This window comes from Microbacterium hydrocarbonoxydans (assembly GCF_900105205.1).
Classification (GTDB): Bacteria; Actinomycetota; Actinomycetes; order Actinomycetales; family Microbacteriaceae; genus Microbacterium; species Microbacterium hydrocarbonoxydans.
In genome coordinates, this window is record NZ_FNSQ01000005.1 from 1,862,106 (window position 1) to 1,874,811 (window position 12,706).

Annotated in this window: 10 protein-coding genes and 2 pseudogenes; 8 read left to right on the forward strand and 4 right to left on the reverse strand. The window is 68.8% G+C overall.

Going from position 1 to position 12,706, the window contains the following annotated elements:
* Nucleotides 1–1,475, reverse strand: a pseudogene (locus BLW44_RS09325) (leucyl aminopeptidase).
* Between the two features lie 105 nt (nt 1,476–1,580).
* Here BLW44_RS09325 and BLW44_RS09330 point away from each other — a divergent pair.
* The 3 genes from BLW44_RS09330 (at nt 1,581) to BLW44_RS09340 (ending at nt 4,614) form a co-directional block, all read left to right on the forward strand.
* Nucleotides 1,581–2,522, forward strand: coding sequence for a proteasome assembly chaperone family protein (locus BLW44_RS09330; protein ID WP_060928164.1), 942 nt, complete (start codon nt 1,581–1,583; stop codon nt 2,520–2,522).
* A gap of 167 nt (nt 2,523–2,689) precedes the next feature.
* Complete coding sequence (locus BLW44_RS09335; RefSeq protein WP_060928163.1) at nt 2,690–3,922, forward strand: RNA polymerase sigma factor; 1,233 nt, start codon at nt 2,690–2,692, stop codon at nt 3,920–3,922.
* Nucleotides 3,922–4,614, forward strand: a complete 693-nt coding sequence (locus BLW44_RS09340; RefSeq protein ID WP_060928162.1) for a coenzyme F420-0:L-glutamate ligase — start codon at nt 3,922–3,924, stop codon at nt 4,612–4,614. The genes BLW44_RS09335 and BLW44_RS09340 overlap by 1 nt, the downstream gene beginning before the upstream one ends.
* A gap of 75 nt (nt 4,615–4,689) precedes the next feature.
* Here BLW44_RS09340 and BLW44_RS09345 read toward each other — a convergent pair whose 3' ends face one another.
* Complete coding sequence (locus BLW44_RS09345) at nt 4,690–5,706, reverse strand: sugar-transfer associated ATP-grasp domain-containing protein (protein WP_060928161.1); 1,017 nt, start codon at nt 5,704–5,706, stop codon at nt 4,690–4,692.
* A 79-nt stretch (nt 5,707–5,785) separates the two neighbouring features.
* Here BLW44_RS09345 and BLW44_RS09350 point away from each other — a divergent pair, with 79 nt between their 5' ends.
* Both BLW44_RS09350 and BLW44_RS09355 read left to right on the forward strand, forming a co-directional pair.
* The gene (locus BLW44_RS09350; protein WP_254775124.1) at nt 5,786–6,493 is read left to right on the forward strand and encodes an alanine racemase C-terminal domain-containing protein; all 708 of its coding nucleotides are present in this window, start codon (nt 5,786–5,788) and stop codon (nt 6,491–6,493) included.
* A complete protein-coding gene (locus BLW44_RS09355) occupies nt 6,490–7,530 on the forward strand; it encodes an alanine racemase (RefSeq protein WP_060928202.1) in 1,041 nt (346 codons plus the stop codon). Before BLW44_RS09350 ends, BLW44_RS09355 begins: the two co-directional genes overlap by 4 nt.
* 66 nt (nt 7,531–7,596) lie before the next feature.
* On the opposite strand, the gene BLW44_RS09360 is transcribed toward BLW44_RS09355, so the two are convergent.
* Nucleotides 7,597–7,809, reverse strand: coding sequence for a DUF7455 domain-containing protein (locus tag BLW44_RS09360; RefSeq protein WP_060928201.1), 213 nt, complete (start codon nt 7,807–7,809; stop codon nt 7,597–7,599).
* A 182-nt stretch (nt 7,810–7,991) separates the two neighbouring features.
* On the opposite strand from BLW44_RS09360, the gene BLW44_RS09365 reads away from it, so the two are divergent.
* Nucleotides 7,992–10,094: a DNA gyrase/topoisomerase IV subunit B gene (locus tag BLW44_RS09365; RefSeq protein WP_082724621.1), complete on the forward strand. Its 2,103-nt coding sequence runs from the start codon at nt 7,992–7,994 to the stop codon at nt 10,092–10,094.
* Between the two features lie 3 nt (nt 10,095–10,097).
* Here the strand turns inward: BLW44_RS09365 and BLW44_RS09370 are convergent, their stop codons facing one another.
* A complete protein-coding gene (locus BLW44_RS09370) occupies nt 10,098–11,315 on the reverse strand; it encodes a glycosyltransferase (RefSeq protein WP_060928200.1) in 1,218 nt (405 codons plus the stop codon).
* A 32-nt stretch (nt 11,316–11,347) separates the two neighbouring features.
* On the opposite strand from BLW44_RS09370, the gene BLW44_RS09375 reads away from it, so the two are divergent.
* A complete protein-coding gene (locus BLW44_RS09375) occupies nt 11,348–12,337 on the forward strand; it encodes an NAD-dependent epimerase/dehydratase family protein (protein WP_060928199.1) in 990 nt (329 codons plus the stop codon).
* A 175-nt stretch (nt 12,338–12,512) separates the two neighbouring features.
* A pseudogene (locus BLW44_RS18645) lies at nt 12,513–12,686 on the forward strand (MBL fold metallo-hydrolase); the annotation flags it as partial.
* Between the last annotated feature and the right edge of the window lie 20 nt (nt 12,687–12,706).

Consider the following 12,706-nt stretch of genomic DNA (forward strand, 5'->3'; position numbering starts at 1 on the left):
TCATGCCTCCTTGTGGGATGCTTCGGCGAACGCGATGATCGATCGGACCATCGCCCCGGTGGGGCCCTTGTCGGTGAAGCCGTACGGCGCACCGTTGTGCTCGGCGGAACCCGCGATGTCGAGGTGGACCCACGGGATCCGCGGCGCGTCCTTCTCGTCGGAGACCCGGCCGATGAAGCGTCGCAGGAACAGTCCCGCATACGACGCCCCGCCCATGCGGTCGCCCATGTTGGCGTTCTGCATGTCGGCGATGGGGGAATCGAGCGAGTCCTCCATGTAGTCGGGGAGGGGCATGTGCCAGGCCAGCTCGTCCGCGGCATCCGCGGCGGCCAGGAACTCGTCGACCGTGTCGTCGGCGCCGAAGACGCCGGTGTGCCGGTGGCCGAGGGCCATGACGATCGCGCCGGTCAGTGTCGCCACGTCGAGGATGACGTCCGGGTGCTCGCGGCTGGCGGCGACCAGGCCGTCGGCGAGGACGAGGCGGCCCTCGGCATCCGTGTTCGGGACCTCGACGGTCGTGCCGTCCAGGAGTCGCAAGACGTCGCCGGGGCGCAGCGCGCGACCGGAGGGCATGTTGTCCGTGATGCACAGCCAGGCAGTGACCCGGACGGGGAGGCGCAGGGCGGCGATCGCCCGCAGTGCCGCGACGCTGGTCGCGGCACCCGCCATGTCGAACTTCATGCCGACCATCGAGGCCGCTGGCTTGAGCGAGAGCCCGCCCGTGTCGAACGTGATCCCCTTGCCGACGATCGCGATGTGACGGGCGGCGTCAGCCGGAGCGTAGTCGAGGCGGACGAGGCGAGGAGGGCGGTCCGATCCCTGGGCGACACCGAGGATGCCCCCGAATCCCTGCTCGGCGAGTGCCGTCTCGTCGAGGATCTCGACAGTGACATCGTCCAGTCCCGCGACGCTGTCGGCCGCGCTCTGCGCCAGCTGCGCCGGGCTCTGCCACTCGGCGGGCACGAACACGAGATCCTTGATCAGCGCGACGGCCTCTCCCACGGCGACAGCCTTCGACACGGAGGCGTCGTCGAGGTCGGCATGCAGGACCACGGACGTGGCCCGTGTCTTGCCCGCCTCGCGGCGGTAGGAGTCGAAGCGGTAGCCGCCGAGGACGGCGCCCTCTGCGGCAGCGGCGGCGAACGGCTCGAGCCCGGGGGCCAGCGCCACCGACACGGTCTCGAACCCGGTGAGCGAGCGCAGCGCGGCACCGACGGCATTGCGGACGGCCGCGGCGTCGGGCGATGAGCCGGCGCCGACGACCGCGAACGGCAGGTCCGTCACGTCGGGGGCGTACACGCGGCTGAACGCGGAGGCCTTGCCCGAGAAGCCGATGGCGGTGAGGGAGGCCGTGAGCCCCGGGTAGTCGGAGAGCGACTCGGGGAGTCGCCGATCTCGGGGATGACGAGCACTGCGGCGTCTGCAGCGCTTCCGGGGAACTGATCTGAGGTGCGCGAGAGCGCGGGAAGCGTCATGCCTCCATCCTAGGGATGCTGGTGCGCGCCGACGCGGCCACAGGTGTTCGCTCTCAGCATGACGGTCGCCGCCCGCCGGTCGGACCGTGCTCGTAGCATGGAGTCATGCCCTTCTCCGGAGAGATCCATGAACGTGTGGCGAACGCGCCGGTGGTACCGCGCGGGCTGCCCCTTGTCCTCCTCCTCACTGGTTTCACCGACGCGGGCAGCGCCGTGTCCGGCCTGATCGAGCACCTGCGCGAGACGACATCGCCGCAGCCGATCGCGGTCTTCGACAACGACGTCCTGCTGGACTATCGCGCCCGACGTCCGGTCATCTCGTTCGACCAGGACCACCTCACCGAGTTCCGCCCTGCGCGGCTCGAGCTGTCCCTCGCCACCGACGCGCTCGGTCAGAAGTTCCTGCTCCTGGCCGGCTATGAGCCGGACTTCGCCTGGAACGAGTTCGCGCGCACGGTGCTCGAACTCGCCGACGAGTTCGAGGTGTCCGGGCTCAACTGGGTCCACTCGATCGCGATGCCGGTGCCGCACACGCGGCCCATCGGCACCACGGTCAGCGGAAATCGCCGTGAGCTCACCGTCGCGCACTCTGTCTGGCGTCCGCGGACGCAGGTGCCGGCGACGGCGGGCCACCTGCTCGAGTTCCGCTTCGCGGAACACGGTGACCGGGTCGTCGGATTCGTCCTGCTCGTGCCGCACTACCTCGCCGAGACCGAGAACCCGGATGCCGTGATCGCCGCTGCGGAGCGGTTGATGGCCGCCACCGGACTCGTGCTCATCCTCGACGAGGTGCAGGAGCGGCGCGAGGACTACCTCGCCAGGGTCGACGAGCAGGTCCTCGGCAACGACGAGCTGCAGCAGATGGTGCAGGGTCTCGAGCGTCGCTACGACGCGTACATGGCAGGGCGCGACCCGGAGGACGGCTCGTACGACGAAGGCGGATTCAACGAGCGCGACCTCCCGAGTGCCGACGAGTTGGCCGCCGAGCTGGAGCGCTACCTCGCGTCGCGGCCGAGCGGCGACGAGGACAAGCCGGGTCGCGGCTGAGATCGGTGCCACGAACTTCGTCGCAATGCACCTGCATGCCCACACGTGTGCGATACTAGGACTCTGACCCGTTGTCAATCGATCTTTTCGGAGATCTGACTTGACAAGGGTCTTACTAGTGTCCGAAATGCTCCGGGGCCTGTGAGCGGCCCCGTGAAAGGCGAAACGTGACTCCTGCCACGACGAAGAAGACCCGGACGAAGAAGACCGCCGACGCTCCCGAGGTCGACGCTCCGGTCGAGGAGGCCGCTGAGAAGCCGGTTCCCAAGACCGCTGCGCAGCGGGCCGCTGCCAAGCGCGCTCCCGCGAAGAAGAAGAAGGCAGACGACATCGTCGAAGACGACGAGACGCCGCCCCCCGCCGAGCCCGATGAGGACGACGAGGACTCCAAGCCGAAGTTCACCGAGCCCCTTCCCACGGGTGCCATCGTCATCTCGTCGAACGACGACGAGGACGTCCCGGTCTACTCGACGCAGATCACCGGTGCGACCGCCGACCCGGTGAAGGACTACCTGAAGCAGATCGGAAAGGTCGCTCTGCTGAACGCGGCCGAAGAGGTCGAGCTCGCGATGCGCATCGAGGCCGGCCTGTTCGCCGAGGAGAAGCTCTCCACGATGACGGCCGCCGAGAAGGCGGGCCAGCTCGGACTCGACCTGCAGTGGGTGGCCCGCGACGGTCAGCGTGCCAAGAGCCACCTGCTGGGTGCCAACCTTCGACTGGTCGTCTCGCTCGCGAAGCGCTACACGGGTCGCGGCATGCAGTTCCTGGACCTGATCCAGGAGGGCAACCTCGGTCTGATCCGCGCGGTCGAGAAGTTCGACTACACCAAGGGCTTCAAGTTCTCGACCTACGCGACGTGGTGGATCCGCCAGGCGATCACCCGCGCGATGGCCGACCAGGCCCGCACGATCCGCATCCCGGTCCACATGGTCGAGGTCATCAACAAGCTGGCCAGAGTGCAGCGTCAGATGCTGCAGGATCTGGGTCGCGAACCCACTCCGGAAGAGCTCAGCCGTGAGCTGGACATGACGCCCGAGAAGGTCGTCGAGGTCCAGAAGTACGGTCGCGAGCCGATCTCCCTGCACACGCCGCTCGGTGAAGACGGAGACAGCGAGTTCGGTGACCTCATCGAGGACACCGAGGCCGTCGTCCCCGCCGACGCGGTCGGCTTCACGATGCTGCAGCGTCAGCTCGAGCAGCTGCTCGACTCGCTGTCCGAGCGCGAGGCGGGTGTCATCCGCATGCGCTTCGGACTCGGTGACGGTCAGCCGAAGACGCTCGACCAGATCGGCGACACGTTCGGGGTGACGCGTGAGCGCATCCGTCAGATCGAGTCGAAGACGATGGCGAAGCTGCGTCACCCGAGCCGCTCGCAGTCGCTGCGGGACTACCTCGAGTGATGCAGGCGAACGAGGGCAAGGCGCTCGAGGCGAGGGTCGACGGCAAGAGCTATGCACGTATCCCGCTGCGCACGCGCGTCGTGATGCCGAACGACGACCTCGACTCCGTGGTCGTCGAGTACGCGAAGGACGCCGTGCAGCCGGGCGACCTGCTGTTCGTGACCGAGAAGATCGTCGCGATCACGCAGGGACGCTCCTACCGTCTCGATGAGATCACCCCGCGTCCGCTCGCGCGTTTCCTTTCGCGCTACGTGGTCCGCACGTCCTACGGCATCGGCCTCGGCATGCCCGAGACGATGGAGATGGCACTGCGAGAGTGCGGCACGCTGCGGATCCTGTTCGCCGCAGGAGTCTCGGTCGTCACGAAGGCCTTCGGGCGACGCGGCGACTTCTATCGCATCGCCGGCGACAAGGCGCGCGCCATCGACGGGCCCACCAAGAACACGATCCCGCCGTACAACCAGGCGGTCGTGCTCGGCCCGAAGAACCCGCGCGAGGTCGCACAGCGTCTGCAGAAGCTGCTCGGGGGAGACCTCGACGTGGCCGTGGTCGACATCAACGACATCGGCGGCAACATCCTGGGCTCGACCCTCGACAAGGCCGGCGAGCGTCGACTCGTGCAGATCCTCGGCGACAACCCGCTCGGTCAGGCGACGCAGTCGACGCCGATGGGCATCGTCCGCGAGGTCTGACGACCCGCACGCCGCACGACAGAGAAGGCCCGGATGCTGAGCATCCGGGCCTTCCTCGTTCGTGGGGTCGCTGCGTCAGAAGCCGATGGCCGCCTGGTAGCGCGGCTTGTGACCGGTGCGGATGCCGGTGACGCTCGGCTTGTTCTCGTAGACGCCGGCTCCCCAGTTGCCCTCGACGAGCACGGGGCCGTCCGGGGTGACCACGACGTCCCACCCGACGTACTGCACCTGCGGTACGACGCGGGCGACCTGGTCGACGAAGTCGCGGACCTCGTCCATCATCGGCAGCTGGAAGTCGGCGATCGGGAAGCCGGAGTCGGGGTGGGTGACGTGGACGTGTCCGTGCGAGTCGTAGCCGGAGCCGACGGAGTGGCCGTTCTCGTCGAGCATCGTGTAGAAGCCGCCGAAGCTCATCTGGTCACTCACGGCGCCGCGGCCGAACTTCTGCGCCATCGCGAGGATGTGCGTCTTCTCGCCGTCGAAGAAGGCGGTGATGCGAGTCGTGTTGACCGTGCCGGGGCAGACGGCCGCGAGGTCGGCGTGCTGGCGGATGACCTCTTCCACGAGGACCTGCTTCTTCGACAGCAGCTCGGCGTGGAAGGCGTCCCAGTCGGTGACGTCCGCCGCATGGTAGCGGTGCACGCCGGTGCCGGCCTGACCATGGGTCTCCTTCACCACGATCGTGCCCTGCCGCTCGGTGAACTCACGAAGCTGGGCGGCGTTGCCCTCGACGATCAGCATCCATTCGCGCTTCAGGAACGCGTCGAAGACGGCGTTGAACTCCGCCTTGTCGTGGAAGAGGTGCCGGTAGTCGGGGTGGTCGTACTTCTGCGAGATCTCGTTCGACACCGGGTGGGTCATGAACGTGTCGCGTTCCGCCTTGGTGAGGATGGCGAAGTCGTAGTCGATGTAGTCCTGGAAGCCGACGTTGTGGCGTCCGGCCGACCAGAGCATGTCGACCACGACGAGCGGCACGGCCTTGCCATGCTGTGTCGATGCCTCCTTCGCCCTCTCGATCACCGAGGCGACGTCGATACGACGGGCGCGCGCCAGCAGATAGCGAAGACGGGGAACGGGGGAAAAGCGGGACATGGATCTCCAAGGTCGGGGTCCTCTCCAGTCTACGGGGGGCGCACACGGCATCCTGAGAAGCCGGAGCTAGGGTGGAAGGGTGTGTGAGACGACATCCAGCTCCCGTCCTCGGGCGATGATCTCGCGGTCGGCTCTGGCTGCCGCGGCTGCCACCGCCGTCGACTCCGGCGGACGGATCGCAGACCTGCGCAGGGACGCCTGGGGGCACGGCGTGCTGCCGGTCGCCCACGCCGTCATCGCGGCGGGTGCCGCCGCAGTCCGCGTCGACCACCCCGACGAAGCCGAGACCCTGCGCCTCGAGGGGATCGAGGCAGTCGTCGACGCCGAACCGGACATCGATCCCGTCCTTCTCTACGGGCTCCCCGACGTGGAGGGCTCGCTCTTGACCGCCCCGGTGATGCGGCTCGCGGGGCGCGTGCTGTCGACGAAGCCGCTGAAGACCGGCGATGCCGTCTCCTACGGATACACCTATCGGGCGACGCGCGACACGACCGCCGCGCTCATCACCGGCGGATATGCCCAGGGCATCGTGCGTGCGCTCGGCAACGCGGCGGACGTCGAGATCGACGGGGTGCTGCGTCCGATCGTGGGGCGCGTCGCGATGGACGTGTGCGTCATCGACCTGCAGGGTGCGTCGGCGGTCGCGCCAGGCACCGAGGCCACCTACTTCGGGGGCACCGGCGCCGCGGGTCCGGGGCTCGCCCGGTGGAGCGCCGTGACCGGACTGACCGTCGCCGAGCTCCTGACCGTCGCCGCAGCCCACGCCGACCGGGGGTGGGAGGCATGACGCGTCCTGAGCTGCGCATCCGCACCGATCGCTTCGTGTCGAACATCCACGCAGTCCGCGATCGCATCGCGCCGTCTGAGCTCATGGTCGTCCTGAAGGACGACGCCTACGGGCACGGCCTGGACTGGGCCGTCGAGGCGGCTCGGGATGCCGGGGTGCTGTGGTACGGCACCTATGACGTCGCCGGCGGTGTCGCGACGCGTCGCGTGCTGGGTGACGACGGCCGCATCTTCGCCTGGGTCACCTCCACCGACGCCGAGATCGACGAGGCGCTGGCCCGCGGCATCGATCTGGGCGTCGGCTCACAGGAGTACCTGGCGCGTATCGTCGCCCGAGCGCGGGAGCGCGGCGCGACCGCGCGCATCCATCTCAAGATCGACACCGGACTGCACCGCAACGGACTGCTGCCGGAGGAGTGGCCGCAGGCGACCGACGAGGTCCGCCGTGCCGAGGCAGACGGGCACGTTCTGCTCGTCGGCATCTGGAGTCACCTCGCCGAGGCCAGCGACCCCGAGGACGACGAGGCCCAGACCGCGTTCCTCGAGGCCGTCCGGATCGTCGAGGCCTCGGGCGCGACACCGGAGGCTCTCCACCTGACCGCCTCCGCTGCGTCGTGGTGGCGTCCCGAGCTGCGCGGCACGGTGTCGCGCATCGGGGCGTTCTGCTACGGCATCCGCTCGGCTGACGGCCCGGACATCCCCGGTGTCGCGCCGGTCGCCGAGCTCGTCGCGACCGTGGTGGGCATCGAGGAGGATGCCGCGGAGATCTCGATCGGGTCCTTCGACGGCATCCCCTCGACGCTCGTCGGCGCGGAGGTCGGGACCGACGCCGGCACGCGTGCTCTGCAGAGCATCCGGGCCACCACGTCTCTGGTCGCCGGATGGCCGGGGATGCGGGTCGGCGATCCCGTGTGGCTCTTCGGCGCGGGCGAGCACGGCGAGAGCAGTGCGACGACCCTCGCTGAGCGGATCGACACCGTCGGCGAGGAGATCCTCACCCGGCTCACTCCGCGGGTCCGTCGAGTGATCGTCGACTGATCCACCGGTTAACGAAAGCGGAGCCCGTCGACAGGACGGGCTCCGAGGCGGATCAGACCGAGTGGCTCAGTCGATCAGACGAGAGGTCTCGTCGTGCCAGCTCGTTGCGATGCTGCGAAGCTTCTCTTCGTACTTGCGGCCGTGGTGAGCGCAGAAGAGCAGTTCGGAGCCGTTGACCTCGGCCGCGATGTAGGCCTGAGCGCCACAGGAATCACAGCGATCCATGGCGGTCAGGCGGAACTCGACGGCGGAGGTCTCACGTTCGGTCGTTGCGTTCATCTCGGTGCCTCCTTGAGTGTCGGGTCCGCTGGTTGGGCGTGTTCAATACAACCACGCTGCAGGCCCACCCATGCCCGGTTTGCGGCGTGTTTCGCTCAGCGCGTACGCCCGCCGTGCCCAGTGGTGGCCCGTGGGGAGTGTCGGCGGCCTCCGGGGCGGTCCCGCGAATAGACTCGGAGATTGTGACCGCCGAGTATTCCGCCCATCATCTCCAGGTGCTCGAAGGGCTCGAGGCCGTCCGCAAGCGCCCAGGCATGTACATCGGGTCGAACGGATCGCCCGGCCTGATGCACTGCCTGTGGGAGATCATCGACAACGCCGTCGACGAGGCCGTCGCTGGCAACGGCTCGAAGATCGACATCATCCTCCACGAGGACGACAGCGTCGAGGTGCATGACCGCGGTCGAGGCATCCCGGTCGACGTCGAGCCTCGCACCGGACTCACCGGTGTCGAGGTCGTCTTCACGAAGCTGCACGCCGGTGGCAAGTTCGGCGGCGGCTCGTACGCGGCATCCGGTGGTCTGCACGGTGTCGGCGCCTCCGTCGTCAACGCCCTCTCCGAGCGGCTCGACGTCGAGGTCGACCGTGGCGGCAAGACCTATGCGATGTCCTTCCACCGCGGGGAGCCGGGCATCTTCGCCGACGAGGGCGGCGAGAAGCGCCCGGACGCCGCCTTCACGCCCTTCCAGAACAAGAGCGAGCTACGGGTCGTGGGCAAGGCGCCCCGGGGTACCAGCGGCACGCGCATCCGCTACTGGGCCGACCATCAGATCTTCACGAAGGACGCCGCCTTCCAGGTCAACGAGCTCGTCACCCGCGCTCGTCAGACGGCTTTCCTCGTACCGGGGCTCGAACTGGTCATCCGCGACGAGCGGGTCACCGACGGGCCCGGCGAGGGACAGCCGAAGGAGACGTCGTACCGGTACGACGGCGGCATCTCGGAGTTCGTCGAGTACCTCGCCACCGATGCCCCGGTCACCGACACCTGGCGCATCCAGGGCGAGGGGACGTTCAAGGAGACCGTTCCGGTACTCCAGGCCGACGGGCACATGATCGCCACCGAGGTCGAGCGCGTCTGCGCCGTCGACATCGCCCTACGCTGGGGCACCGGCTACGACACCGTCACCCGCTCGTTCGTCAACATCATCGCGACGCCCAAGGGCGGCACACATCAGCAGGGCTTCGAGCAGGAGCTCCTCAAGGTGCTGCGCGCCCAGGTCGACCAGAACGCGCGTCGGCTCAAGGTCGGCGCCAACGACAAGCTCGAGAAGGACGACGTCCTCGCCGGTCTCACCGCGGTCCTTACCGTCAACGTGCCGGAGCCGCAGTTCGAGGGGCAGACCAAGGAGATCCTCGGCACGCCGGCAGCGCGTCAGATCGTGGCGCAGGTGCTGCGCAAGGATCTCGCCGCGCGGTTCAGCTCGACCAAGCGCGACGACAAGAGCCAGGTGACCCAGCTGCTCGACAAGGTCGTCGCCGAGATGAAGGCGCGCGTGTCCGCCCGCGCGCACAAGGAGACGCAGCGTCGCAAGAACGCCCTCGAGTCCTCGACGCTGCCGACGAAGCTCGTCGACTGCCGGACCAACGAGGTCGAGCGCAGCGAGCTGTTCATCGTCGAGGGCGACTCGGCGCTGGGCACGGCGAAGAACGCGCGCAACAGCGAGTTCCAAGCGCTCCTGCCGATCCGAGGCAAGATCCTGAACGTGCAGAAGGCCTCGGTCGGTGACATGCTGTCGAACGCCGAGTGCGCCTCGATCATCCAGGTGATCGGCGCCGGATCCGGACGCAGCTTCGACATCGATGCGGCCCGCTACGGCAAAATCATCCTGATGAGCGATGCCGATGTCGACGGCGCGCACATCCGCACCCTTCTGCTGACCCTGTTCTATCGCTACATGCGACCGCTCATCGAGCACGGCCGGGTGTTCGCGGCGGTCCCGCCGCTGCACAGGGTGATCGTGATGAACCCCGGCTCCAAGCCCAACGAGACGATCTACACCTACAGCGAGCAGGAGATGCACACGCTCCTCGCGAAGCTCCGCAAGGCCGGCAAGCGCTGGCATGAGCCGATCCAGCGCTACAAGGGTCTCGGCGAGATGGATGCCGAGCAGCTGGCCTCGACGACGATGGACCGCGGCGGTCGCCTGCTGCGACGCGTGCGCATGGAGGATGCCGAGGCGGCCGGCCGCGTGTTCGAGCTGCTGATGGGGAACGAGGTGGCTCCGCGCCGCGAGTTCATCATCGACTCGTCCGACCGGCTCTCCCGGGAGTCGATCGACGCCTGAGCGTCAACGCCGCGGCGACAGCACCGCGCGATAGACGTCGAGGAGCGCATCGCGATGCGTGTCCTGAGCCACCTGGCTGCGATGCGCGATCGCCGCGGCGCTCATCGCGCGGACACGCTCCGGATCATCGCGCAGGTCCTGCAGCGCCGCGGCCAGCCCCTCCGCGTCAGGAGTGCGGCTCACAAGCCCTCCGCCGGGACGCAGCACCTCTGCGAGGTCGGGGTCGGTGACGATCACGGGCAGTCCTGCGGCGATGCCCTCGAGGATGACCATCGGCTGGTTGTCGAAGTCGAGCGAGCTCGAGACCAGCACGTGCGCGCGCGACATCGCCTCGAGCACCTGCGACTGCGGCACCGCGCCGTGCACGGTCAACCGTCCGTCTGGCAGATCCTGGGCTGCCGTGGCGACACGACGCCTGGCCACACCGTCGCCGAACATCTCGGCGCGGATGCCCGGAACGCGCCCGACAGCCTCGACGAACACCGACGGCCGCTTCTCGGGGGACAGACGTCCGCACCAGATCACGCGCAGCTCATCCCCGGCTGCGGGTCGGCGCAGGGCCGGCGCGCCGACGGTCTGGAGGACGGTGTCCTCCAGACCGTTGGAGAGCACGGTGAGCGGTGTCCGCACACCCTGGGTGGTCAGCTTGTCGGCGAAGTGCTGCGAGGGCACGATGACGTGGTCGGCGTGATTGGCCTGACTCACCATGAGACGCCACATCCGGCGAGCCATCCGGGTGCGCGCATACGGGGCCGACGGGTCGAGGCGTGCTCGGTCATGGCTCATGCGGCGGCGGTGCATCGCGGCGAGCACCGCCGTCGTGACCGACGGCAACGGCAGCACGGAACGCGTGTAGACGTCGATGCGCCCGTGCATGGTCTGCACGATCGGGAGCCCCTCGGCCGTGGCCGCCTCGAACCCGGCGAGGGCGGCGAACATCTCGGTGTGCACGTGCACGACGTCGATGCGGTGTGCGCGCAGCCCCTCCCGCACCGCGGACGCCGCAGCCGACGGCGTCCAGGTGAAGGGGTACCCGTCCGGCGCGAAGCCCCGTGCGGTCGGAAGCCGGATGACGTGCGGATCGTCGCTCGGCGCGGACAGGGGCGTGAACACGAACACCTCGTGTCCTGCGTGCTCCAGAGCCTCGCGGTGGGCCTTGATCACAGTCTGCACACCACCGAGGGTCGGCAGGTAGTAGTCGGTGACCATGGCGATACGCACCCGACCACAATAGGACGGCTAGGGTGAGGGTCATGTCCGGAGCCCGTGTGCTGGTGACGGGGGCGAGCGGGTTCCTCGGCGGCTACGTCGTGCCCGAGCTGCAGCGCCACGGACACGAGGTCTACGCGGCCGGGCGCGACGCCGACGCGCTGGCCAGAGTCGCCGACCCCGAGCACCGCGTTCGCGGCGACCTCGAGGCGCTCGGGTCGCGGGAGCTCCGCGTCGATGCCGTCATCCACTGCGCCGCGCTCTCCACGCCGTGGGGGCCGTGGAAGGACTTCCGCACAGCCAACGTCGACGGCACGGCGCGGGTCGTCGACTTCGCCCGACGCAACGGTGTCCGGCGGATCGTGCATGTGTCCTCGCCGAGCGTCTACGCCGCGGCGCGCGACCGGATCGGCATCCGCGAATCCGGGGTCGATCCCCGCAATCGCCTGAACGGATACATCCGCTCGAAGATCGCCGCCGAACAGCTGCTGCGTCGCGCCCTCGACGCCGGCGACATCGAGGAGCTCGTGATCGTGCGCCCGCGGGGTCTGATCGGCGTCGGAGACCCCAGTCTCGTGCCGCGGCTGCTCGCCGTGCACGAGCGCATCGGGGTCCCCCTCTTCGGCGGCGGCGACAACCTCATCGACGTCACCGCCGTCGAGAACGTCGCATCGGCTCTGCGTCTCGCGCTCACTCATGGCGACCCGGCCGGCGGCGTGTACAACATCACGAACGGGGAGCCGCGGCCCTTCCGCGAGCTTCTGAGCACGTTGCTCGGGCTGCTGGGTGAGACGCCCCGGTTCCGTCCGCTGAACCGACGGATCGCCTGGGCGAGCGCCGGCGTGCTCGAGGGTGTGTGCACCGCGGTGCCGGGCAGGCCGGAACCGCCGCTCACCCGCTACACCCTCAGCACGATCGCCTACTCCCAGACGCTCGACATCAGCCGCGCCGTGGCGGAGCTCGGATATCGCCCCGAGGTCTCCCTGGACGACGCCCTCGCGAGGGTCGCCGCGCATCTGAGAGTGAGAGCCTGATGGGGCGCCTGCGCCACTACGCCTGCGGGCGGACGTCTCATGATCTCGCGTCGATGTTCCGTGGGGTCGGGCACGCGGTGCGGGAGTTCCCGTCCGGGGTGTTCCTGTACGAGGGCGAGGAGGGGCGACGAGTCCTCTTCGACACCGGGTACGCGACCGGCGAATGGCATACCGGATGGCGCGGCGCGATCTATCGGCGACTCCTGCCCCGGAGGTCCAGGAGTCGGACGACGTGGCGGCGCGGTTGCGCGCGGACGGCATCGACCCGGCATCCATCACCCACGTCGTGCTCTCGCACCTGCATCCGGATCACGTCGGGGGAGTGCGGAGGTTCCCGGATGCGACCTTCGTGCTCGGTGCCGGGCAGGA

Coding starts and splice junctions, on each gene's coding strand:
- BLW44_RS09330 (WP_060928164.1), top strand. CDS start 1,581: ATGCCCTTCTCCGGAGAGATCCATGAACGTGTGGCGAACGCGCCGGTG.
- BLW44_RS09340 (WP_060928162.1), top strand. CDS start 3,922: ATGCAGGCGAACGAGGGCAAGGCGCTCGAGGCGAGGGTCGACGGCAAG.
- BLW44_RS09345 (WP_060928161.1), bottom strand. CDS start 5,706: ATGTCCCGCTTTTCCCCCGTTCCCCGTCTTCGCTATCTGCTGGCGCGC.
- BLW44_RS09355 (WP_060928202.1), top strand. CDS start 6,490: ATGACGCGTCCTGAGCTGCGCATCCGCACCGATCGCTTCGTGTCGAAC.
- BLW44_RS09360 (WP_060928201.1), bottom strand. CDS start 7,809: ATGAACGCAACGACCGAACGTGAGACCTCCGCCGTCGAGTTCCGCCTG.
- BLW44_RS09375 (WP_060928199.1), top strand. CDS start 11,348: ATGTCCGGAGCCCGTGTGCTGGTGACGGGGGCGAGCGGGTTCCTCGGC.